Source organism: Salipiger bermudensis (genome assembly GCF_020171625.1).
GTDB classification, from domain to species: Bacteria; Pseudomonadota; Alphaproteobacteria; order Rhodobacterales; family Rhodobacteraceae; genus Salipiger; species Salipiger bermudensis_B.
This window is the reverse complement of the sequence record NZ_JAIUZY010000005.1, coordinates 1-18,978: the sequence shown is the minus strand read 5'-3', so window position 1 is coordinate 18,978 and position 18,978 is coordinate 1. Positions and strand designations below refer to the sequence as shown.

Sequence of the window (18,978 nt, the reverse complement as noted above, 5' to 3'; positions counted from 1 at the left end):
GAAGGACCTCGTACCGTGAGCGCGGATGTCGCCAAAGCGTCAGTCCGTGGGGACGGTGAGCGCGTAGGCGCACCCGGGCGAACGTGGCGCAGGACGAGGCCGAAGGCCATCGCGCCATCGCCGGCCCGCCCCCCGGGCTGGCGATCTGGGTGGGCCCGGCGCTAAGTGTCGAGGGTCTTCGGATTTGGCGCGGATAAACCGAGAGGTTCCTTGCAACGGATCGCAATCCCGCGGTTGGGCGCCCGCGCGGCGTCGCGCGTCAACCGACCGGATGCGCCAAAGCTACTCCGCCGGTCGCTCCCCCGAGACCCGCATCCTGTAGGCACTGGGCGTCTCGCCCATCCGCAGCCGGAAGCGCCGCGAGAAATAGGGCGGGTCGGCATAGCCCAGCCGGTAGCCGACCTCGGCCACGGGCAGACGGGTGAAGGCGATGAGGCGGCAGGCCTCGGTCATCACCGCGGTCTCGAGATAGGCCGTGAGGCTCATCCCCGCCGCTCCCCGCACCACCCGGTTCAGGTGGCCGGTGGTGACATGCAGCGCCGAGGCATACTCCCGCGCGCGCCAGCCCTCACCCAGATGCGCGGTGATCAGGGCGTCAAGCTGCTGCATCTGCGTGTTCGGCCCCCTCGGCGAGGCGCCCTTCGCGGTGTTCTCGGCGGCGAGAGCTGCCAGCAGCGCGTGGGTGAGCGCCACGAGCCGCTGGGCGCGAAAATTACCATTCGAGGTGTAGGCCTCCACGACCGAGGTCAGCAGGGCGTCCGCGCCGTCCGACAGCGCGCCGTGTTGCGTCGACCCGAGCCAGTCGCTCAGCGCGGGCGCCTGCGGCCCGAGGCGCGCGACCACCGGCGACGGCACCGACAGAACGGTTCCCTCGGTCCCGCGGGTGAAGGCGAAGCCATGCACGACCTGCGGCGGAATATAGAGGTATTGCCCCGGTTCGAGCCGCCTTTCCAGGCCGTCCAAAGTGACCTGCGCGGCGCCTGACGAGATCTGGAACACCTGCGCCATCTGGGTGTGCCTGTGCGGCGAGATCCTCCAGCCGTGTTGCCCGGCCCGGTCGAGAACCGCCTCGCAATGCACCACGTCGGGAAACGCCGTGGTTTCTCCGAAAAGGTTGAAGTTGGGGATGTGGGCAGGCTGACTCATGCACGATTAGTACCATTCAATGAGGGTCCCGTCCATTCGCGCGGCGCCGCGCGCAAGCTAAGCTCGGCCAATGGAAACGGGAGGATTCTGCGCATGACAACCCTGACGACCCAAGTCGCCATCATCGGCGGCGGCCCTTCGGGGCTGCTGCTGTCGCAACTGCTCAACAAGTCCGGTGTCGAGACCGTCGTCCTCGAACGCTCGACCCGCGACCACGTGCTGTCGCGCATCCGGGCAGGCATCCTCGAATGGGGCACCGTCGAGCTGCTGCGCGCCGCCGGGGTCGAGGCCCGCATGGGCAGGGAAGGCATCCCGCATGACGGCTGCTACCTGACCGACGACGAGCTGATGGTGCATATCGATTTCAAGGCGCTCACCGGCAAGCAGGTCATGGTCTATGGCCAGACCGAGGTGACCGCCGATCTCTACAACGCGCAGGATGCCATGGGCACCAAGGTGCTGCACGAGGTCTCGGACGTGTCGATCCACGACCTCGACCAGTCCAGATCGCGGGTCGAGTTCACCCACGAGGGCAAGCGCAAGGTGCTGGAGTGTCTCTATGTCGCCGGCTGCGACGGCTTTCACGGCGTGTCGCGCAAGACCATCCCCGAGGAGAAGCGCCGCGAGTTCGAGCGGGTCTATCCCTTCGGCTGGCTGGGCATCCTGTCGAAAACCCCGCCGGTCCATGACGAGCTGATCTATTCGAACTCGAAGCACGGCTTCGCGCTGGCCTCGATGCGCAACGAGAACCTCGTGCGCTACTACGTGCAGGTGCCACTGTCGGACAAGGTCGAGGACTGGTCGGATCAGCGCTTCTGGGACGAGTTCAGCCGCCGCATCCCCTCGGAGGCGGCCAGCCGGCTGGTCACCGGCCCGTCGATCGAGAAATCCATCGCGCCGCTGCGCAGCTTCGTCTCCGAGCCGCTGCGCTGGGGCAACCTGTTCCTCGTGGGCGACTCGGCCCATATCGTGCCGCCAACCGGGGCCAAGGGCCTCAACCTCGCCGCGTCGGACGTGTTCTACCTTCACAGCGCACTGATCGAGGCGGTGACCGGCAAGGGCACCGGGGGCATCGACGATTATTCGTCGAAGGCGCTGGCGCGGATCTGGAAGGCCATGCGGTTCAGCTGGCAGATGACCACGATGCTGCACCGGTTCGACGGCGAGGATGCCTTTGCCGAGCAGATGCGCAAGGCCACGCTGGACCATCTCGCACATTCCGAGACCGCGCGGCGCGATCTGGCGGAGAACTATATCGGCCTGCCGTTCTGAGCGCTTGTCACACGTGAAATCAAACCCCGCCACGAGGAGGCTCGCGGCGGGGTTCGCGTTGCTCGGTGCAGGTGTCTGGGCGGCTTCTGCACGGGAACTGAGGGCGGGGAGCGTTGCCGCGCATCGGTCGTGCCGAGAGGGCACGTGCGTCATGAACCTGTTCCATCCCGTCGAAGGCGTGATGCCAGCATCCGGCTTTGAGGTCACTTGCTTCTGACGGGGCGAACCAAGGCATTCTGCGGTGAGTTCACGCGATCATGGCCCGTTGATGCGCGGGGGCGCGCGGGCCGACCCTCGGGATCAGCTGTCCGTCGCGGCTCCGAGCCGCGTCACCTTGCCCGCGATATCCTGCGCCACGGCCAGCGCCCGCCCCGTGGTCATCAGCATCTGCGGCAGCACCATCCATTCCAGCGTCCACGCGACGCCCGAGCGTTCCTGCTCGTGCAGCATGGCGTGGTGCATGGCGCTGACCTGGGTGGCGTTGTAGCGCGCCAGCGTGACCAGCAGCTCGGCGGCGACAGGGTTCTGCTTGTGCGGCATCGCCGACGACCCGCCGCCGCCCGAAAGCGCGATGTCCCCGATCCCCTGCTGTGCCATCAGCGCCACGTCGCCACCGATTTTGCCGAGCGTGCCGGTGACCAGCGACAGGAACGAGGCATAGCCCACGACGCCCTCGCGCATGGCGTGCCACGCCTTCTCCGTCGACGCGAGGCCAAGCTCCTGCGCCATGGCGGCGACCACGGCGTCGGCCTTGTCGCCAAGCGCCTTGCGGTCGCCAGAGGCGCCGCCGATCTGCACCCGCTCGACCTGCGGGCGCAGCGCGACAAGGCGCTCGCGATGCCCCGAAAGCGGCAGGCGCCACGCCAGAACACGGTCGCGCACGGTGATCTCGGTCGCGGCCTGCATCCGGGTGCGGCCCATCAGCGGAGCCTCCCCGAACCGCGCCTCGAGCTCGGCCAGAGCCGTGTCGAGCGCTGCAAGCCGGGTGTCGATCAAGGTGGACGCCTCGCGAAGCGTCAGCGCCAGCGCGGTATCGACGACATCCTGCGAGGTGGCGCCGCTGTGCACGGCCTCGGGCGGGGCGAGGGTCTTGAGCTGCTTCACCAGACGCGGAACAGGCACCCCGTCCTGCGCCATGCCGGCGGCGATGTCGGCGAAGTCGATCTCGGCGCTCGCGATAACGGTGGCGGCCTCGTTGGCCTTGTCACTGTCGAACAGGCCAGCCGCCCCGCAGGCCCGCGACCACGCGGCCTCGAAGGCCAGCATATGCGCCATCTGCCGCTCGGGCGAGAGCAGCGCGGCCATCTCGGGATCGTTGAACAGCCCCGAGAGCCAGGGATGGTCGAAAACGGCGCTGGTCATGGGCGTGCTCCTTGGTCGTCTCCGCCCCGGTTTACAGGTTTCCGGGGCGGATGACAGCGTGCACGGGACCGGAGGAGCGCGGTCAGCTTCTGGCGCGCACCGGTGAGGCCGGCGGCATCTGCGGCACGATCTCGGTCGTGGGGGTGCGCGTGCCGCGCTTGCGCCGTTCGGCCAGCCAGGCCACGCCGAGCATGATCGCCAGCCCGATGGGCAGGACGAGCCATGCCAGCGGCTGCGGATCGAGCATCGCGGCCATCAGCACCTGCAGCGTCAGCGAGGCCAGCGTGCCGACCGAGAACACCAGCAGCCCGTGCTTGCCCAGCAGGCGCAGCGGCGCGGCCACGGGCAGGCCGCTGAGCACGCGCACCTGCGGCAGGCAGGAGAGCACGTAGAACAGCGCCAGCGCGTGCAGCATCCGGGGCGCGGCGACGAAGGTCTTGTCATGCGAGACGAAATGGAAGGGTACGCCGGCGGCGCCGAGCTTGGCCATCTGGTGGTTGAGAAACGCACCAACCCCGGGGGCATAGCGCCACGCCAGAACCACCACCAGCCAGCCGAGCGCGAGGCAGAACAGCGTGCGCGACACCGGCACGAAGCGGGTGCCCTTGCGGGCGTGGATCCCGGTGAGCAGGCCCGCGACGAACAGGATCTGCCAGGCGAAGGGGTTGAAGAACCAGCCGCCCGGGTTGGGGTGGTTGGGCAGGTTCAGCCGCCAGAGCCCGGTGGCGAACCACAGCCCGACCGACAGCGCCGCCAGAAGCTTCGGGCGCTTCATCCCCAGCACCACGGCAAACGGGGTCGCCAGAAGCAGCACGCTGTAGGCGGGCAGGATGTTGACGTAGCCGATCTGATGCAGCAGCGCCGGAAGCGCCATGAGCGTCTCCTGCGGGCGTTCGAAGATGGCCCGCAGGTTGTTCTTCTCGAGCAGTTCGGGGAGCCCGAAGAACTCCGCGCCGGCTGCAAAGATGGCGATGGCCCAGAAGGTCAGCAGGATATGCGCGAGATATAGGGTCCATGCGCGCTTCCAGACCGGCTGGGCGGCGTCGAGGAACGGCTTGCGCGCGAACCCGCCGGAATAGGCCAGCCCCGCCGCGATGCCCGACATGATGAAGAACGCCTCGGCCGCATCCGAGAAGCCAAGGTTGCGGATGGTGAGATATTCGTAGGGATTGCCCGGCACGTGATCGACGAAGATCATCGCCAGCGCGAGGCCGCGGAAGGCATCGATGCGCGGGTCGCGCTCGCGCTTCGGCGCGGGAAGGACGGTTGCGTCAGGCTGCGACATCGGCGGGCACTCCGGCAGGGGGCGTGTCTGGGGAGTGCGGCGCGGGGGCGTTCTGGCGCATCAGCGCGCGGTAGCGGGCCACCACGGGGGCGGGCTTGGCCTCGTCCGGGACGCGAAACAGCGAGTGGGTCAGCGGGCGCGAAGTCATCGCGATCAGCAGCGGCGCGAGGATCATCGGCACGCAGACCGGCAGGATCCAGGGCACCAGATCGACGGACAGCATGTAGACCGCGGCAAGACCGACGATCCCGGTCGCCACGATCCAAGCGCTTGCCTTGAAGGACTCGCCTAGATGCAAAAGACCCTCGCCGCGGGCATTGGCGGGCCAGCCGCCGTCGCGCCCCATGAAGACCTGAATCACCGCGCGCAGCTGGTACATCATCATCACCGGCGCCATCAGCGAGCTGAGCAGGATCTCGAACACCAGCGACGCAAGCGCCTTGAGTGTGCCGCCGAAGCCGCGCACTCGACCGGTCGCTGCGGCGTCGATCAGGATCGCGAGCTTGGGCAGGATCAGCAGGCCCACGATGCCGATGGCCAGCGCGGTGATTTCCTTGGTGCGGTCGCTCGGGAACACCGGGAAGAGCTGGTTCGGGTCGGGAAAATAGTCGGGCGCGGGGGCCAGCACGGTCGCCGCGATGGAGACCAGCAGGAAGCTCGCCCACAGCACCGAGACGATGTAGGACAGGATCCCCTGGAAAAACACGAAGCGGCTCCACGGCGCGAGGCCCGGTGCCGTCAGAAGGCGGATGTGCTGGAGGTTGCCCTGGCACCAGCGGCGGTCGCGCTTGGCGTAGGAGAGCACGTTCTCGGGGCCTTCCTCGAAGGAGCCGCCGAGCGAGTGATCGACCCGGACGCTCCAGCCGGCGCGGGCCAGAAGCGCCGCCTCGACGTAATCGTGGCTGAGGATGTGGCCGCCGAAGGGCGGTTTGCCGCTCAGCTCGGGCAGGGCACAGCTTTCCGCGAAGGCGCGGACACGCACGATGGCGTTGTGGCCCCAGAAGGGCCCGGTGCTGCCCTGCATCCGCTCGAGCCCGCGGGTGAAGATCGGGCCGTGGAAGGCGGCTGCGAACTGCATGGCGCGGCCGAACAGGGAGTGCCCGCCAACGATGCGCGGCAGGGTCTGGAACAGGCCGAGTTTCGGGTCGGCCTGCATCTCGGCGATCATCGCGCGCAGCGTGTCGCCTTCCATCAGGCTGTCGGCATCGAGGATGACGGCAAATTCGTAGGCGCCGCCGGAACGACGGATGAAGTCCTCGATATTGCCTGCCTTGCGACCGCTGTTGTCGGTCCGGCGGCGGTAGAAGATGCGCCCGCCGCCGCTTTGGTCCGAGAGCAGCCTGTCGAAGGCCGCGACCTCTTCGGCTGCCGCGTCGGGGTTCTGCGTGTCCGACAGTACCGCGATGTCGAGCGTCAGCCCGGCCTCGATCGCGGAGGCGTGCATCGCCTGGATGCGGGTGAAGGTGGCCACCGCATCCTCGTTGCAGATCGGCACGAGCACGACCGTCGGCGGCTGTTGCCCGACGATCTGCGCCCGCTTTCGCGGGCGCGCGTGCGGGAGGCCCGTGAGAGCGAGCATCGCCCCCCAGGCCAGCCAGCCGGTGGTCACGAAGATGAGCAGGGTCCGCAGCCCGTCGAGCAGATCGAACCCGTTGGTGGCCCCGGCCTCGGCGATCAGCGCCGCCGCGAAGGACGCAAGCAAAAGCGCGCAGGAGACCGCGAGGGCTCGGACGCGAACGGTTCGGCCATCGGGGGCGGGGGCAGCTCTCTTCATCTTGTCAGTCCTCAGGCGCGCGAGCGCTTCCGGAACAGGCGCATCAGGGCGCTCTCGGAGGTCCGCGCCTCGGCTTCAAGCCGTTGGCGGGGCATCTCGAGCGGGGCCACCGGCGGTGCCCAGTCGGTTTCGGTGAAAGTGGTGGTGGTGGCAGCGGTGTCGCGCGCAATGCGCACATCGGTAGTTTCGATCATTGCTTGATCCATTGATACAACCATGTCTCAGTCAAAGTTCGGCCGTAGCCCCGAAGGGAAGCCTTCAGCTCAACCGCTGATTTGGGCTCGCCCTCTACGTCGATCACGAGCCGCCAGATGTCGGTCCCGCTAATGCGCGACAAGGAGGTCTGCGTGACAGACCCCTGTTGCACAGTGATTTCGGGTTCAACCACGGCGTCCGGGGAAAGGTTCCGCAACAACCCACCGGAGAAATCCACGACGAACTTGCGCTCGTCGGTTTCCTTCTCGACACCCGAGACACCGCCTTCGCCGCTGCGCGTGCGCACGACCTGGCCAAGCTCTTCGCCACGGTCTCCCGGCGGGTTCATGCCCCAGTGCAGGCGGTAGGAAAATTCCAGCGCGTCGCCGGCGCGGGCCGGGTCCTCCGGGACCCAGTAGGCGACGATGTTGTCGTTGGCCTCGAGCTCGGTCGGAATCTCGATCAGGCGCACGGTGCCCTTGCCCCAGTTGCCCAGCGGCTGAACCATCAGCGACGGGCGTTTCTCGTAATGCGCCTGCGCATCGAGATATTGGTCGAACTCGCGCTCGCGCTGCACGAGGCCGAAGGAGGTCGGGCTCTCGGCGCCGAGATAGGAGCTGGCAAGCCGCGACGGGTTCTTCAGCGGGCGATAGAAGGTGGTCTCGCCCACGTTCAGCACCATCGCGCTGCTGTCATGCACCGAGGAGCGGTAATCGTAGAATGCGCCCGGGTCGGCGCCGTCGAACAGGAACATCGAGGTCAACGGCGAGATGCCAAGCTGCGCCACGTCGTTGCGCATGTAGAGCCGCGCAGTGACGTCCATCGTGGTGGTTTCGCCCGGGGTGATGACAAAGCGGTACGCCCCGGTGACCGAGTTGCTTTCGAGCGCGGCATAGAGCGTCATGTGATCGGCGCCGGGCTGCGGGCGTTCAAGCCAGAACTCCGTGAAGCGCGGAAACTCCTCGCCATCCGGAAGGCCGGTGTTGATCGCCAGACCGCGGGCGCTGAGGCCATAGACGTTGTCGCGGCCAAGCGCGCGGAAATAGCTGGCGCCGAGGAAGGCGACGAGCTCGTCCCAAGTGTCGGCGCGGTTGAGCTGGTTGTGCAGACGGAAGCCGGCGACGCCGGGCATGTTGAGATCCTGCGGAACCTCGTCCTCGTAGGACGAGTAGTCGAAATCCTCGACGCCGAAGCCCATCGGCAGGGCCTGGCCGTCGACGACCTCGTGCATCACGATCGGCTCCTTGAAGAGCCACCCGAGATGGAAGGCGTGCAGGCGGAACCGCGAGGCTTCGTCGTCGCCCCAGCGGGCGTGGTCCTTGTCGAACCGGATGCGCTGATAGGCGTCGTAGCCGAGCTCGGCCAGGAAGCCCTGCACCTGCGCGGGGCTGGCGGGGTCCGTCTGGCTGGCCTGTTGCATCCGCTCGGACAGGAGATCGAAGGAGAAGGTCTCGCCTGCCGGCGCGGGCTGCTCGGGCGCGGTGGCGTCCTGCGCGAAGGCCGCGGGCGCCAGAAGGGCTGCGGGCATGACGCTACACAGCGCGCGGATCATGGTCCGGCGGGTGAGGGAGGGGTGGCTGTGATCACGAGGGGTCCGGCGTTTCGGGTCGGGCTTTGTCTGTGAGGGCATCTGTCTTTCCATGTCGTTGATCACAAATTAAAGTCCGCTCTCCCGGGAAGACCATCCTTCGCTTTCGCCATGCGCGTGCCCTTGCCGATGGGGCGCGAAACTGCGCCGGCAACCCGGAGCGAACGCGTCACATGACATACTGGTTCCGGCAAAAACATGCGCAAGCGACCAAAATGTTCGGGGAAACGGCGGATGGGCGGAAACTTGCACAACCTCACCGCGAGCTTTGCTTAAACGCCATGATATTCAGCGATTTAAGGGGAGAGTGCCGGATGTTTGCTCCGGTTTGAATCCAGCGCGTTGCGGCGCCCATATAACAGGCTGTCAGCAAGGGTAGGGATGGTCATAGCAGCGCCAGGCACCTCTTCAACGCGACCGCAGCTCCTGCCTGAGAATCAGCACATAGCCGCTCAGCACCAATACGCCGAGTGCAAACCAAGTCAATGCGTAGCTGAGATGGCTGTTTCGGAACGACACGACGGTCTGACCGCCGCGCGGCCAGCCCTCGGAGCCGGTCTTCTCGGCATCGACGAAATACGGCGCCGCGCGCTCGAAGCCCTTCGCCTCGGTGATCGAGCCGATATCGCGCCTATACCACATTTGCGCGTCAGGGTTGTTGTCGCGCGAGAACAGCCAGCCTTTGTCTTCCGACATACGCAAAAGGCCCGTCACGGTGGTCTTTCCCTCGACACGGGCGAAGTCGCCGGACTGTGCGCGCTCGAGCGGGACGACGCCGCGGTTGACCATCACGATGGTGCCGTCGTCGCGTTCCAGAGGGGTCAGCACGTAGTCCGCGGGGCCGTAATCCGAGGGGGTGTAGATCATCACCTCCTCGTCGTTGAGGAAGCGCCCGGTCAGGGTAACGCGGGTGTACTCGTCGTCCTCGGCGGTGATCGCGGGCCACGCCTCGGGGCCGGGGGCCGGAACCGGGTCTGCATGGATGCGGCTGTCGACGCGCTCGATCAGCTCGAGCTTCCAGTGCAGGCGCTTGACCTGCCAGATCCCGAGGCTGGTGAAGCCGGCGATGCCGATTGCGGCGATCAGCGTGACGATGATCAGGCGCGGCCAGCGGATGGTGCGGGACATCCGGTATCCTCCAAAAAGCAGTCAGGGCCCCGCGGGGCCCTGACGGTTGGGTCTGGATATAGGGTCAGCCCTGCTGGGACTGAAGGCTCTTCATCTGCTCGATGTGTTGTTCCATCTCGTGCATCGGCATCATGTTCTCGTTCATGTTGTGCATGACCCAGAGAGAGCCGGCGAGCACGATGACCAGAATGACGACCGCGAAGATGGCGGCAAAGAAATTCCAGCCTTCCTCGCTCGAGCGCTTGAGGTGCAGGAAGTACACGAGGTGCACGATGATCTGCACCGCGCCCAGCCCCATGATGATTCCGACGAGGGTGGAGCGTGCCATCTCGACCTCGGCCATGACGAGGTAGAACGGGATGATGGTCAGGATCGCGGCGAGCGCGAAGCCGATCATCAGCTGGCCCATGGTGCCGTGGTCGTGTGCGTGGTGGGTATCGGCGGACATCAGATCAACCTCACGAGATAGACGAAGGAGAACACCCCGATCCAGACGAGATCGAGGAAGTGCCAGAACATCGACAGCGTGCCCAGACGCTGCATGTTCGGGCCGATCAGACCGTGCATCCTGATCTGCACCATCAGGGTGATCAGCCAGATCAGGCCGCCCGTCACGTGCAGGCCGTGGGTGCCCACGAGCGCGAAGAAGGACGACAGGAACGCCGACCGGTCTGGCCCGGCTCCGAGATGGATCAGGTGGTTGAACTCGTAGATCTCCATCCCGATGAAGCCGGCACCGAACAGCGCCGTCACCGCCAGCCACATCAGCGTGCCGTTGGTGTCGGCCTTGCCGGCGCGCAGCATGGCAAGGCCGAAGGTCACCGACGAAAACAGCAGCAGCGCGGTCTCGACCGCGATGAAGCCGGGCTCGAACAGGTCCTTGGGGACGGGCCCGCCGGCATAGCTGCCGCCGAGCACCGCGTAGGTGGCGAAGAGCGCGCCGAAGATGACGCAGTCGCTCATCAGGTAGATCCAGAACCCCACCGGGGTGGGGCTGGAATGGGCGTGGGGGTCCTCGTGAGGCCGGGCCTCACGTGCATGATGCATCGGACGGTCGGCCAAGGGCTCGACGATGGATTGCTCTTCCGCGGGGGTCGCAGTGCTCATACGAGAGCTCCTTTCGCCTCGGTCTGGCGCACTTCATCCGCCGGGATGTAGTAGTCGCGGTTGTAGTTGAAGGTGTGGGCGATGCCGACGGCCAGCATGGCGACGAAGGTCGCGATGGCCAGCCACCAGATGTACCAGACCATGGCAAAGCCGAAGATCAGCGCCAGCCCCGAGATGATCACACCGGACGCGGTGCCCATGGGCATGTGGATCGGCTGGTAGTCGGTCGAGAACTCGTAGTTCTCCTTCTTCATCTGCCAGAACGCCTCGCGCCCGACCACGCTCACATCCTCGGGGAAGTTGTACGGCGCCGGCGGCGACTGGGTCGCCCATTCCAGCGTGCGCGCATCCCAGGGGTCGCTGCCGCAGGCGAGGCGCTTGCGGTCGCGGATCGAGACGTAGAAGTTCATGAAGTTGCACAGGATGCCGGCGAGGATCAGCAGCGCGCCGATGGCGGCGACGATGAAGTAGGGCTGCCAGCCTGCATCGGGATACATGTTCATGCGGCGGGTGACGCCCATCAGGCCAAGCGCGTAGAGCGGCATGAAGGCGACGTAGAAACCCACGAACCACAGCCAGAATGCGCGCTTGCCCCAGACTTCGTCCAGCTTGAAGCCGAAGGCCTTGGGCCACCAGTAGGTGACGCCCGCGAACACCGCGAACACCACGCCGCCGATGATGACGTTGTGGAAGTGCGCGATCAGGAACAGCGTGTTGTGCAGCTGGAAGTCGACCGGGGGCACCGCCAGCATCACGCCGGTCATGCCGCCGATGGTGAAGGTCACAAGGAAACCGATGGTCCAGAGCATCGGCACCTCGAGCCGCACGCGGCCCTTGTACATGGTGAACAGCCAGTTGAAGATCTTCACGCCGGTCGGCACCGCGATGATCATCGTGGTGATGCCGAAGAACGTGTTGACGTCTGCTCCGGAGCCCATGGTGAAGAAGTGGTGCAGCCAGACGACGAAGCTCAGCACCATGATGCAGCCTGTGGCCCAGACCATGGTGCGGTAGCCGAAGATCGGCTTGCGCGAAAAGGTCGAGACGATCTCGGAGATGATGCCGAAGCAGGGGATGATGAGGATGTAGACCTCGGGGTGACCCCAGATCCAGATCAGGTTCACATACATCATGGCGTTGCCGCCGAAGTCGTTGGTGAAGAACCGGAAGTCCATGTAGCGGTCGAGCGTCAGCAGCGCGAGCGTGGCGGTCAGCACCGGGAAGGCGGCGACGATCAGCACGTTGGTGATCAGCGCGGTCCAGGTGAAGATCGGCATGTCCATGAGCTTCATGCCCGGCGCGCGCATCTTGACGATCGTGGCGATCATGTTGATGCCCGACAGCGTCGTGCCGACGCCGGCGATCTGCAGCGCCCAGAGATAGTAATCCATCCCCGGCCCGGTGCTGTAGTTCGCCCCCGAAAGTGGCGGGAAGGCCAGCCAGCCGACACGGGCGAACTCGCCCACGAACAGCGAGATGTTGACCAGCAGGGCGCCGGCGACGGTCATCCAGAACGAGAAGTTGTTGAGGAACGGGAAGGCCACGTCGCGGGCGCCGATCTGCAGCGGCATCACGTAGTTCATGAAGCCGGTGACGAAGGCCATCGCCACGAAGAAGATCATGATCACGCCGTGGGCGGTGAAGACCTGATCGTAGTGGTGCGGGGGCAGCCAGCCCTCGCTGCCGCCGGCGGCCATCGCCTGCTGGCCGCGCATCATCAGCGCATCGGCAAAGCCGCGCACCATCATGACGAAAGCGAGCACCATGTACATGATGCCGATCTTCTTGTGGTCCACCGTGGTGACCCAGTTCTTCCAGAACGGCACCCAGAGGCGGAAATAGGTCATCAGCGCGAAGACCAGCAGGCCACCGAGGGCAACGCCGGCGAAGGTGCCGATGAGGATGGGCTCGTGGATCGGGATCCAGTCGAGCGTCAGCCGACCGAAGATCGGCGAAAAGGTTTCAGCCGGTTGGAGGTGCTCAGATGCCATTGATTTCTTTCTCCGTCTGAGTGCCGAACGGGCTGCAGAGCGCGTTGGGGTCCATTGCCAGAACGTAGGCGAGGCCATTGGGCGCCTCGCTGTCGTTCAGCGCCTCGTGGTCGGTGCCATGCCCGGTGCCGTGGCCGCTGCCATGGCTTTCCAGCGGGGGCAGCTCGATGCGGTTGCCGAAGCCGTCGATGGTGCGGCCGCGGTCGTAGCTGTAGGCCGCCGCATCTCCGATGCCCTCGAGGCCGCCGCCGCCATTTTGGTCCACCATCATCATGTGGCCCATGCAGACCTTGTCCTCTTCCACGCACATCTCGACGATGCGGCCGAAGAGGCCGTCTTCCACCGAACCGTAGTGGCGCACCGGCTCGTTCATGCTGGGCTCTTCGAGGGCGAGATAGGTTTCGCGGGTCAGCGGCCCGGCCTCGGCGCGGATGCCCTCGACCCAGGCGTCGAACTCTTCATCGCTCGTGGCGGTGGTGTCGAACACCATGCCGGCAAAGCCGGGGCCCGAGTAATGCGCGCTGCGGCCCGGGTAGACGCCTTCCTCATCGGCGATGAGGTGCAGCTTCGTCTCCATGCCGGCCATCGAGTAGACCATGCCGCCGAGCGCCGGGATCGACAGCGTGTTCATCACCGTCGAGGAGCTCAGGCTGAAATTGATCGGACGGCCCGCGGGCACGACCAGTTCGTTGACCGAGGCGATGCCCTGCTCGGGGTAGATGAACAGCCATTTCCAGTCGAGCGACACCGCCTGAACCTCGACCGGCGCACCGGCCTCGAGATGGTCGAGCGGGCGGTAGGGGTCGAGCCGGTGGGTGTAGACGTAGGTGTAATAGCCAAGCGCCACGATGATCAGGATCGGAACACCCCAGACCACCGCCTCGAGCTTGTTGGAGTGCTCGAACTCGGGATCGTAGTCGGAGGTGTCTTCACGGTCGGCGCGATACCTCAGCGGGAAGTAGACCGACATGAACAGCACGGGGAGGATGACGATCAGCATGAGCAGGACCGAGATGATCAGCAGGTCGCGCTGCTGATCTCCGACCCAGCCTGCCGGTGACAGGACATCGTACTGGCAGCCGGAAAGCGCGACAGCGCCTGCCGCGGCCAGCAGCAGATTTCGGGTTCTATACAAGACTGTGCCTCTTCTTCGGGACCGATCCTGGGGCATCTTGGGGAGAGGGCCGCAGGCCGGCGCGATGTTTGCAGGGCGCGATTTAAGGCCGTCTTTGCGCGCGGTCAGTGCGACGCATGGCCGCGACAGGGGGCGAAACGGCCAGTCTTCACAGGGATTTGAGAATTGATAACCGCGCCGTGCATCATTTCTGCGCAGAAGATGACAGAGTGACGCACCTTTTCCGATGAACCATCCGCCCCGGCTGCAACCAAGGGTTCCGCGGGCGGCTTGAGCGACTCACGTGGAACCTTGACGGGCCGCGCCGGGGCGATCCCGCCGGCCTGCGCGGGGGCTGCATTGTGCGGCCGCGGTCCGACCCTATATCCTCACCGTATCAGCCCTGTCGGAAACAGAGAGGTCCGGGTCCGTGGGATATTTCAAGACTGCCGTTCTGATGGCCGCGATGACGGCGCTGTTCATGGGGCTTGGCTACCTGCTGGGCGGGTCGACCGGCATGGTGATCGCGCTGGTCGTGGCCGGTGCGATGAACGCCTTCAGCTGGTGGTCGTCCGACAAGATGGTGCTGAAGATGCACAACGCGCGGCCCGTCAGCGGCAATGACCGCTCGGGGCTGGTGCAACTGACCGCCGATCTGGCGCGCAATGCCGATCTGCCGGTGCCGGCGGTCTACGTGATCGATACGCCGCAGCCCAACGCCTTTGCCACCGGGCGCAACCCGCAGAACGCCGCCGTGGCCGTGACCACCGGCCTGATGCAGCGGCTCTCGCGCGAGGAGCTGGCAGGGGTGATCGCGCACGAGCTGGCGCATATCAAGAACCACGACACCACCATCATGACGGTCACGGCGACCTTCGCCGGTGCGATCTCGATGCTGGCCAACTTCGCGCTGTTCTTCGGCGGGCGGCGCGAGAACGGGCTGGGCATCATCGGGACGATCGCGATGATGATCCTCGCCCCCATCGCCGCGGCCTTGGTGCAGATGGCGATCAGCCGGACTCGGGAATACGCCGCCGACAAGGCCGGCGCGCAGATCTGCGGTGATCCGATGTGGCTGGCCTCGGCGCTGCAGCAGATCCAGTCCGCCGCATCGCGCATCGACAACGATGCCGCCGAGCGCAACCCGGCCACGGCGCACATGTTCATCATCAACCCGCTGCACGCCCACAAGCGCGACAACCTCTTCGCCACCCACCCGGCGACCGAGAACCGCATCGCCGCGCTACGCCAGCTGGCTTCCGAGATGGGCAGCGGCAGCGCCCGCGTGCCCGAACCGCCGCGCGGGCCGTCCTCGTCCGCTCCGTGGGGAGATGACACGCGCCAGCCGCCGCGCGACCGCTCTGGCCCCTGGGGCTGAGCCGAAGGTGGGTCAGCAGCACTCGTCGCGGTAGCGGCGGGCTTCGCCGAGCGAGGTGCGCCGCCGCAACCCGCGCGAGATCCGGTCGACCGCCGCGGTGAGCAGCCCGGTGGCGATCAGCAGAACCAGCGCCCGGTCGAGCCGCAACTCCGCCAGCGCGCTGTCGATGTAGAAGCCCAGCGTGGCGATCCCCAGAAGCCCCATCACCGCCGTCTCGCGCAGGATGATCTCCCAACGGTAGAGGCACAGCGCGATGAACGGTCCCGAGAGCCTCGGCGCCAGTTCCCAGCCCCAGAGCGTCAGCCCGCGCGGCGCGTCGCGGCGCAGGCCGGGCAGGATCTCCTCGCCTTCGCGGCCCAGGAGATGCGCGATGATGGCGCCGTTGTGCAGCGCCAGCGCGAGGATCGCGGGCAGCATCGACGGCCCGAACACCTGCAGGAAGAGGTAGGCCAGCATGTATTCCGGGAAGCTGCGCAGGATCACCAGCCCGAGATGCCCGACCATGCGCCCGAACCGCGAGGTCACCCGCGGCACGATCAGCCCGAACCCCGCGAAGGCCAGCGCCCCGGTCAGCGCCAGCGCGATCTGCGCCACCAAGACCGTCGCGAGGATGCCGGGCAGCGCCTCACTGACCAGCAGCGGCCTCAGCCAGTCCCAGAGCGCCGCGCCGTCCCAGCCGTCGCGCAGCGGGGCGGGGACGATATCCTGCGTGAGAAAGCGCATCAGCGCGCCCGAGCCCATCGGCGGGCTCTGGATCAGCGACAGGGTGACGACCGAGGCCAGCAGCCAGAGCGGCGCCAGAACCGGGCGCATCCAAAGCCGGATCGAGGCGATCAGCACCACGTAGCAGATCATGATCGCCGAGGCCGCGGCGTAATCGCCCAGCCGGAAGAAGCTGTCGAGCTGGAAGCCCAGCGTCGGCAGCCCGACAAAGCCCAGAACCGCGCTTGCCCGCATCCCGCATTCCAGACGGTAGAGCGTATAGTGCTTCATCACCGCGAGCGCGAGCGGCGCCCGGGCATAGAGAAACCGCGACAGCGCGTCGGTGCCCTTGGGCAGAACCTGCGCCGGGCGCGGATCGGCCTCGTCGAGCTGCTCGGAGAACACCTTGGCGAAGATCCCGGCATAGGGCAGGGCGATGGCCAGAACGCCGGTCATCGGCGCAATGCCCATGACCTGCATCAGCATCAACGCCCAGAACAGCTCGTGCACCGAGCGCAGAGCGATGCAGAGCCAGCGCACGCCCCTCAGGTGATAGAACGGCGCCAGCGCCAGCCCGGCCGACGCACCCGCCGCGACCCCCGCCACGGCAAAGGCGATGGTCAGCCAGATGGCGCGGCCGATCTGCTCCAAGGCGCTGAAATCGGGGCGGATGAAGCCCGAAGCCATCCGCGCCAGCGCTGCGCCGGCGTCGTGGCTGCCGAGGCTCAGGTCGGCAAAGGGCAGCGCCAGCAGCGCCAGCGCGAGGAACAGCGTCAGGACCCGGGGCCGGGTCCAGCGCTCAGCCTGCGTAGAGCGCGGCAATCTCGGCATCACTCAGATCCCCGGGGGCAGCGTCGAACAGGATGGCGCCGCGACGGATGCCGACGAGGCGGGTGGCAAAGCGCCGGGCAAGGCCGACATCGTGCAGCGCCAGCATCAAAGTGGGAAAGCGGCGGCTTGCCTGCTCGAGCAGCACGCCGGCCTGGGTCTCGTCCACCGCCGAAACCGGCTCGTCACCGATCAGCACGCGGCCGCCGCGCCACCACGCCCGGGCCAGCGCCACGCGCTGCTTCTGTCCGCCGGACAGGCCGTGCACCGGGCGGTCGATCTCGGGACCGAGCCCCACCGCCTCCAGCACCTCGGCCACGCCGGCGCGATCCCGCGCCCGGACGCGCAGCAGGTTGGTGAGGTTGTAGAGCGCCCCGTGGTCGTCGAGGCGCCCCATCAGCACGTTGCGCAGCACCGAGAGCTGCGGCACCAGCGCGTGATCCTGCGGCACGAGCGCCACGCGATGCGCAGGCACCAGCCGGTCGTGCACCGCGTTCAGCAGCGTGGACTTGCCCGCGCCGCTGCGGCCGAGCAGCACCACGCGCTCGCCCTCGGCCAGGGCGAAGCTGACCTCGGAGAGCACCGCGGTCCGCCCGTAGCCGAGCGTCTCGTTGTCGAGGACCGTCAGGCTCATTCGATCAGGCCAAGCTCCTTGGCGGTGTCCTCGATCGGCTGGAAGTCCTCGTTGGCGGCGGGGATGAAGGCCTCGCGCGGGAAGGCGGCCAGCAGCTCGGGATCGTCCATGCCGATCAGCGCCGCCTGCACCTTGTCGGCAAAGCCCTCGCCGAAGCGCGCATCGACATCGCCGCGGATCGTCCAGTTGTAGTCGGGGTAGGGCGGGGTCTGCCAGATCACCTTGGCGGTCTCGACCTCGGGGGCGCCCTCTTCGACGGCCTTGTCGTAGACGGCGAAGTTCAGCGCGCCCACCTGCCAGGCGCCGGAGGCCACGAGCCGCAGGGTCTGAGAGTGGTCGCCGGAAAAGCCCACGCGATCGAAGAACGCCTCGGGCGCCTCGCCGGTCTCCTGACGGATCCAGTATTCCGGCATCAGCCGCCCGGAGGTCGAGGTCTTGGCGCCGAAGGTGAAGGACATGCCCTGCGCCTCTTCGGGGAAGCTCTCCGAGGGCTCGAGCCCGGTCTCGGTATTGGCGATGAAGTAGCTCACGAAGATCGGGTCTTCCTTGCCCTGCGCGATGGCGCGGGCCTCGGGCACGGCGAGGCGCGCCTGCACACCGGTCAGACCGCCGAACCACGCAAGCTGGATCTGGTCGTTGCGGAAGGCGGTGACCGAGGCAGCATAGCTCTTCACGGGCACGAACTGCACGTCGACGCCAAGCTCGCCCTCGAGATAGTCGGCCACCTTGGAGAAGCGCTCGACCAGCCGGGTCTCGTCCTCGTCGGGAATGGCGGAGAAATACAGGGTCTGCGCGGAGGCCCCCAGCGCGGTGGTCAGGGACAGCGCGAGGGCGAGGGAGGCGGTACGGATCATCGAACGGGTTCCGGATGCTGGTTTCGGGAGTGGCCGCAGGGCCTGACGGTTGCCTGCGAGTTTTCCCGGCCAAATGCAAGCGACGCGGTCGCCGTGGGCCTTTATCGCGCGGCGCGCCGGGGGGGATTTCGAAGGACGCTGTAGGCCTCTTTCCGGTCCGCCAGCGGGAGGCGTTCAGAGGCGGTCCGAATGAGCCCTATATATACTGTGTCACCGCGTGGGCTCTGAGAGCGCTTCGAGGCGATGGGGTGGGCGAGGTTTTCAGCGCCAGCCGACTCGTTTTCCGCTGCGCCGAGAAAATCCGTCCGTTGTGAGCGCGAGTCAGTAGGGTCGCAGGGGCAGTGACTCGCGGCGGCGACTCGAAACGAGTCGGGTGCCTTTGTGGTCCGAACTGTTAGCGACCCCAACATGTAGTCTCGACCGGCCGCGAAGGGCCCGACGAGCCGACTCTGTGTGGTTTGGCTGCCCCTGGGGCAGGTGGTTTGGTGGGGGTGAGGGGTGAGAAAAATCATCACCTAAGTCTCTGATATCGTTCTTTATTCCACTTGGTTCCGGAAAATCATGACGTTTTCTTAAAAAAGGGGTTGCGGGTATCGGGGGGTATCCGTAAAAGCCCCTTC

General features: G+C 66.6%; 16 protein-coding genes. 2 read left to right on the top strand and 14 right to left on the bottom strand.

What is annotated here, in order from left to right:
* Positions 1-282: 282 nt before the first annotated feature.
* Positions 283-1,146 carry a helix-turn-helix domain-containing protein gene (locus LCM15_RS09500; RefSeq protein WP_224855765.1) on the bottom strand — a complete coding sequence of 288 codons (864 nt, stop codon included), beginning with the start codon at positions 1,144-1,146 and terminating at the stop codon, positions 283-285.
* 93 nt (positions 1,147-1,239) lie between these two features.
* Between LCM15_RS09500 and pobA the strand changes: the two genes are divergently transcribed.
* A complete protein-coding gene (gene pobA, locus LCM15_RS09495; RefSeq protein ID WP_224855763.1) occupies positions 1,240-2,418 on the top strand; it encodes a 4-hydroxybenzoate 3-monooxygenase in 1,179 nt (392 codons plus the stop codon).
* Positions 2,419-2,718: 300 nt separating this feature from the next.
* On the opposite strand, the gene LCM15_RS09490 is transcribed toward pobA, so the two are convergent.
* From LCM15_RS09490 to cyoA, 10 genes are all read right to left on the bottom strand, one after another.
* A complete protein-coding gene (locus tag LCM15_RS09490) occupies positions 2,719-3,780 on the bottom strand; it encodes a 3-carboxy-cis,cis-muconate cycloisomerase (protein ID WP_224855761.1) in 1,062 nt (353 codons plus the stop codon).
* Between the two features lie 82 nt (positions 3,781-3,862).
* A complete protein-coding gene (locus tag LCM15_RS09485; protein WP_224855759.1) occupies positions 3,863-5,065 on the bottom strand; it encodes an OpgC family protein in 1,203 nt (400 codons plus the stop codon).
* Positions 5,052-6,839: a glucans biosynthesis glucosyltransferase MdoH gene (gene mdoH, locus LCM15_RS09480; RefSeq protein ID WP_224855757.1), complete on the bottom strand. Its 1,788-nt coding sequence runs from the start codon at positions 6,837-6,839 to the stop codon at positions 5,052-5,054. Before mdoH ends, LCM15_RS09485 begins: the two co-directional genes overlap by 14 nt.
* 11 nt (positions 6,840-6,850) lie before the next feature.
* Positions 6,851-7,033 (bottom strand): hypothetical protein, encoded by a 183-nt coding sequence (locus LCM15_RS09475; RefSeq protein WP_224855756.1) that lies wholly within the window; start codon positions 7,031-7,033, stop codon positions 6,851-6,853.
* Positions 7,030-8,664 carry a glucan biosynthesis protein gene (locus tag LCM15_RS09470; protein WP_224855754.1) on the bottom strand — a complete coding sequence of 545 codons (1,635 nt, stop codon included), beginning with the start codon at positions 8,662-8,664 and terminating at the stop codon, positions 7,030-7,032. The genes LCM15_RS09475 and LCM15_RS09470 overlap by 4 nt, the downstream gene beginning before the upstream one ends.
* 366 nt (positions 8,665-9,030) lie before the next feature.
* The gene (locus tag LCM15_RS09465) at positions 9,031-9,750 is read right to left on the bottom strand and encodes an SURF1 family protein (RefSeq protein WP_224855752.1); all 720 of its coding nucleotides are present in this window, start codon (positions 9,748-9,750) and stop codon (positions 9,031-9,033) included.
* A 64-nt stretch (positions 9,751-9,814) separates the two neighbouring features.
* The gene (cyoD, locus tag LCM15_RS09460) at positions 9,815-10,198 is read right to left on the bottom strand and encodes a cytochrome o ubiquinol oxidase subunit IV (RefSeq protein WP_224855750.1); all 384 of its coding nucleotides are present in this window, start codon (positions 10,196-10,198) and stop codon (positions 9,815-9,817) included.
* Complete coding sequence (cyoC, locus tag LCM15_RS09455; RefSeq protein ID WP_224855748.1) at positions 10,198-10,857, bottom strand: cytochrome o ubiquinol oxidase subunit III; 660 nt, start codon at positions 10,855-10,857, stop codon at positions 10,198-10,200. The genes cyoD and cyoC overlap by 1 nt, the downstream gene beginning before the upstream one ends.
* Positions 10,854-12,848 carry a cytochrome o ubiquinol oxidase subunit I gene (gene cyoB, locus LCM15_RS09450; protein ID WP_224855746.1) on the bottom strand — a complete coding sequence of 665 codons (1,995 nt, stop codon included), beginning with the start codon at positions 12,846-12,848 and terminating at the stop codon, positions 10,854-10,856. The genes cyoC and cyoB overlap by 4 nt, the downstream gene beginning before the upstream one ends.
* A complete protein-coding gene (cyoA, locus tag LCM15_RS09445) occupies positions 12,838-13,983 on the bottom strand; it encodes a ubiquinol oxidase subunit II (RefSeq protein WP_224855744.1) in 1,146 nt (381 codons plus the stop codon). Before cyoA ends, cyoB begins: the two co-directional genes overlap by 11 nt.
* A 409-nt stretch (positions 13,984-14,392) precedes the next feature.
* Here cyoA and htpX point away from each other — a divergent pair, with 409 nt between their 5' ends.
* Positions 14,393-15,340: a zinc metalloprotease HtpX gene (gene htpX / locus LCM15_RS09440; protein WP_224855742.1), complete on the top strand. Its 948-nt coding sequence runs from the start codon at positions 14,393-14,395 to the stop codon at positions 15,338-15,340.
* Between the two features lie 12 nt (positions 15,341-15,352).
* Here htpX and LCM15_RS09435 read toward each other — a convergent pair whose 3' ends face one another.
* From LCM15_RS09435 to LCM15_RS09425, 3 genes are read right to left on the bottom strand one after another with little or no spacing between them, the layout of a single operon-like run.
* Positions 15,353-16,873 carry a PhnE/PtxC family ABC transporter permease gene (locus tag LCM15_RS09435; RefSeq protein ID WP_224855740.1) on the bottom strand — a complete coding sequence of 507 codons (1,521 nt, stop codon included), beginning with the start codon at positions 16,871-16,873 and terminating at the stop codon, positions 15,353-15,355.
* On the bottom strand, positions 16,842-17,504 hold the full coding sequence (locus tag LCM15_RS09430; protein ID WP_224855738.1) for an ATP-binding cassette domain-containing protein: 663 nt from the start codon (positions 17,502-17,504) through the stop codon (positions 16,842-16,844). Before LCM15_RS09430 ends, LCM15_RS09435 begins: the two co-directional genes overlap by 32 nt.
* On the bottom strand, positions 17,501-18,358 hold the full coding sequence (locus LCM15_RS09425; protein WP_224855736.1) for a putative selenate ABC transporter substrate-binding protein: 858 nt from the start codon (positions 18,356-18,358) through the stop codon (positions 17,501-17,503). The genes LCM15_RS09430 and LCM15_RS09425 overlap by 4 nt, the downstream gene beginning before the upstream one ends.
* Positions 18,359-18,978: the final 620 nt, after the last annotated feature.

Bases quoted from the DNA above. Each gene is read 5' to 3' on its own strand.
- mdoH (WP_224855757.1), bottom strand. From the start codon at position 6,839: ATGAAGAGAGCTGCCCCCGCCCCCGATGGCCGAACCGTTCGCGTCCGA.
- LCM15_RS09500 (WP_224855765.1), bottom strand. From the start codon at position 1,146: ATGAGTCAGCCTGCCCACATCCCCAACTTCAACCTTTTCGGAGAAACC.
- cyoD (WP_224855750.1), bottom strand. From the start codon at position 10,198: ATGTCCGCCGATACCCACCACGCACACGACCACGGCACCATGGGCCAG.
- cyoC (WP_224855748.1), bottom strand. From the start codon at position 10,857: ATGAGCACTGCGACCCCCGCGGAAGAGCAATCCATCGTCGAGCCCTTG.
- LCM15_RS09490 (WP_224855761.1), bottom strand. From the start codon at position 3,780: ATGACCAGCGCCGTTTTCGACCATCCCTGGCTCTCGGGGCTGTTCAAC.
- cyoB (WP_224855746.1), bottom strand. From the start codon at position 12,848: ATGGCATCTGAGCACCTCCAACCGGCTGAAACCTTTTCGCCGATCTTC.
- LCM15_RS09425 (WP_224855736.1), bottom strand. From the start codon at position 18,358: ATGATCCGTACCGCCTCCCTCGCCCTCGCGCTGTCCCTGACCACCGCG.
- LCM15_RS09485 (WP_224855759.1), bottom strand. From the start codon at position 5,065: ATGTCGCAGCCTGACGCAACCGTCCTTCCCGCGCCGAAGCGCGAGCGC.
- pobA (WP_224855763.1), top strand. From the start codon at position 1,240: ATGACAACCCTGACGACCCAAGTCGCCATCATCGGCGGCGGCCCTTCG.
- LCM15_RS09475 (WP_224855756.1), bottom strand. From the start codon at position 7,033: ATGATCGAAACTACCGATGTGCGCATTGCGCGCGACACCGCTGCCACC.
- LCM15_RS09430 (WP_224855738.1), bottom strand. From the start codon at position 17,504: ATGAGCCTGACGGTCCTCGACAACGAGACGCTCGGCTACGGGCGGACC.
- LCM15_RS09470 (WP_224855754.1), bottom strand. From the start codon at position 8,664: ATGCCCTCACAGACAAAGCCCGACCCGAAACGCCGGACCCCTCGTGAT.
- LCM15_RS09465 (WP_224855752.1), bottom strand. From the start codon at position 9,750: ATGTCCCGCACCATCCGCTGGCCGCGCCTGATCATCGTCACGCTGATC.
- LCM15_RS09435 (WP_224855740.1), bottom strand. From the start codon at position 16,873: ATGCCGAGATTGCCGCGCTCTACGCAGGCTGAGCGCTGGACCCGGCCC.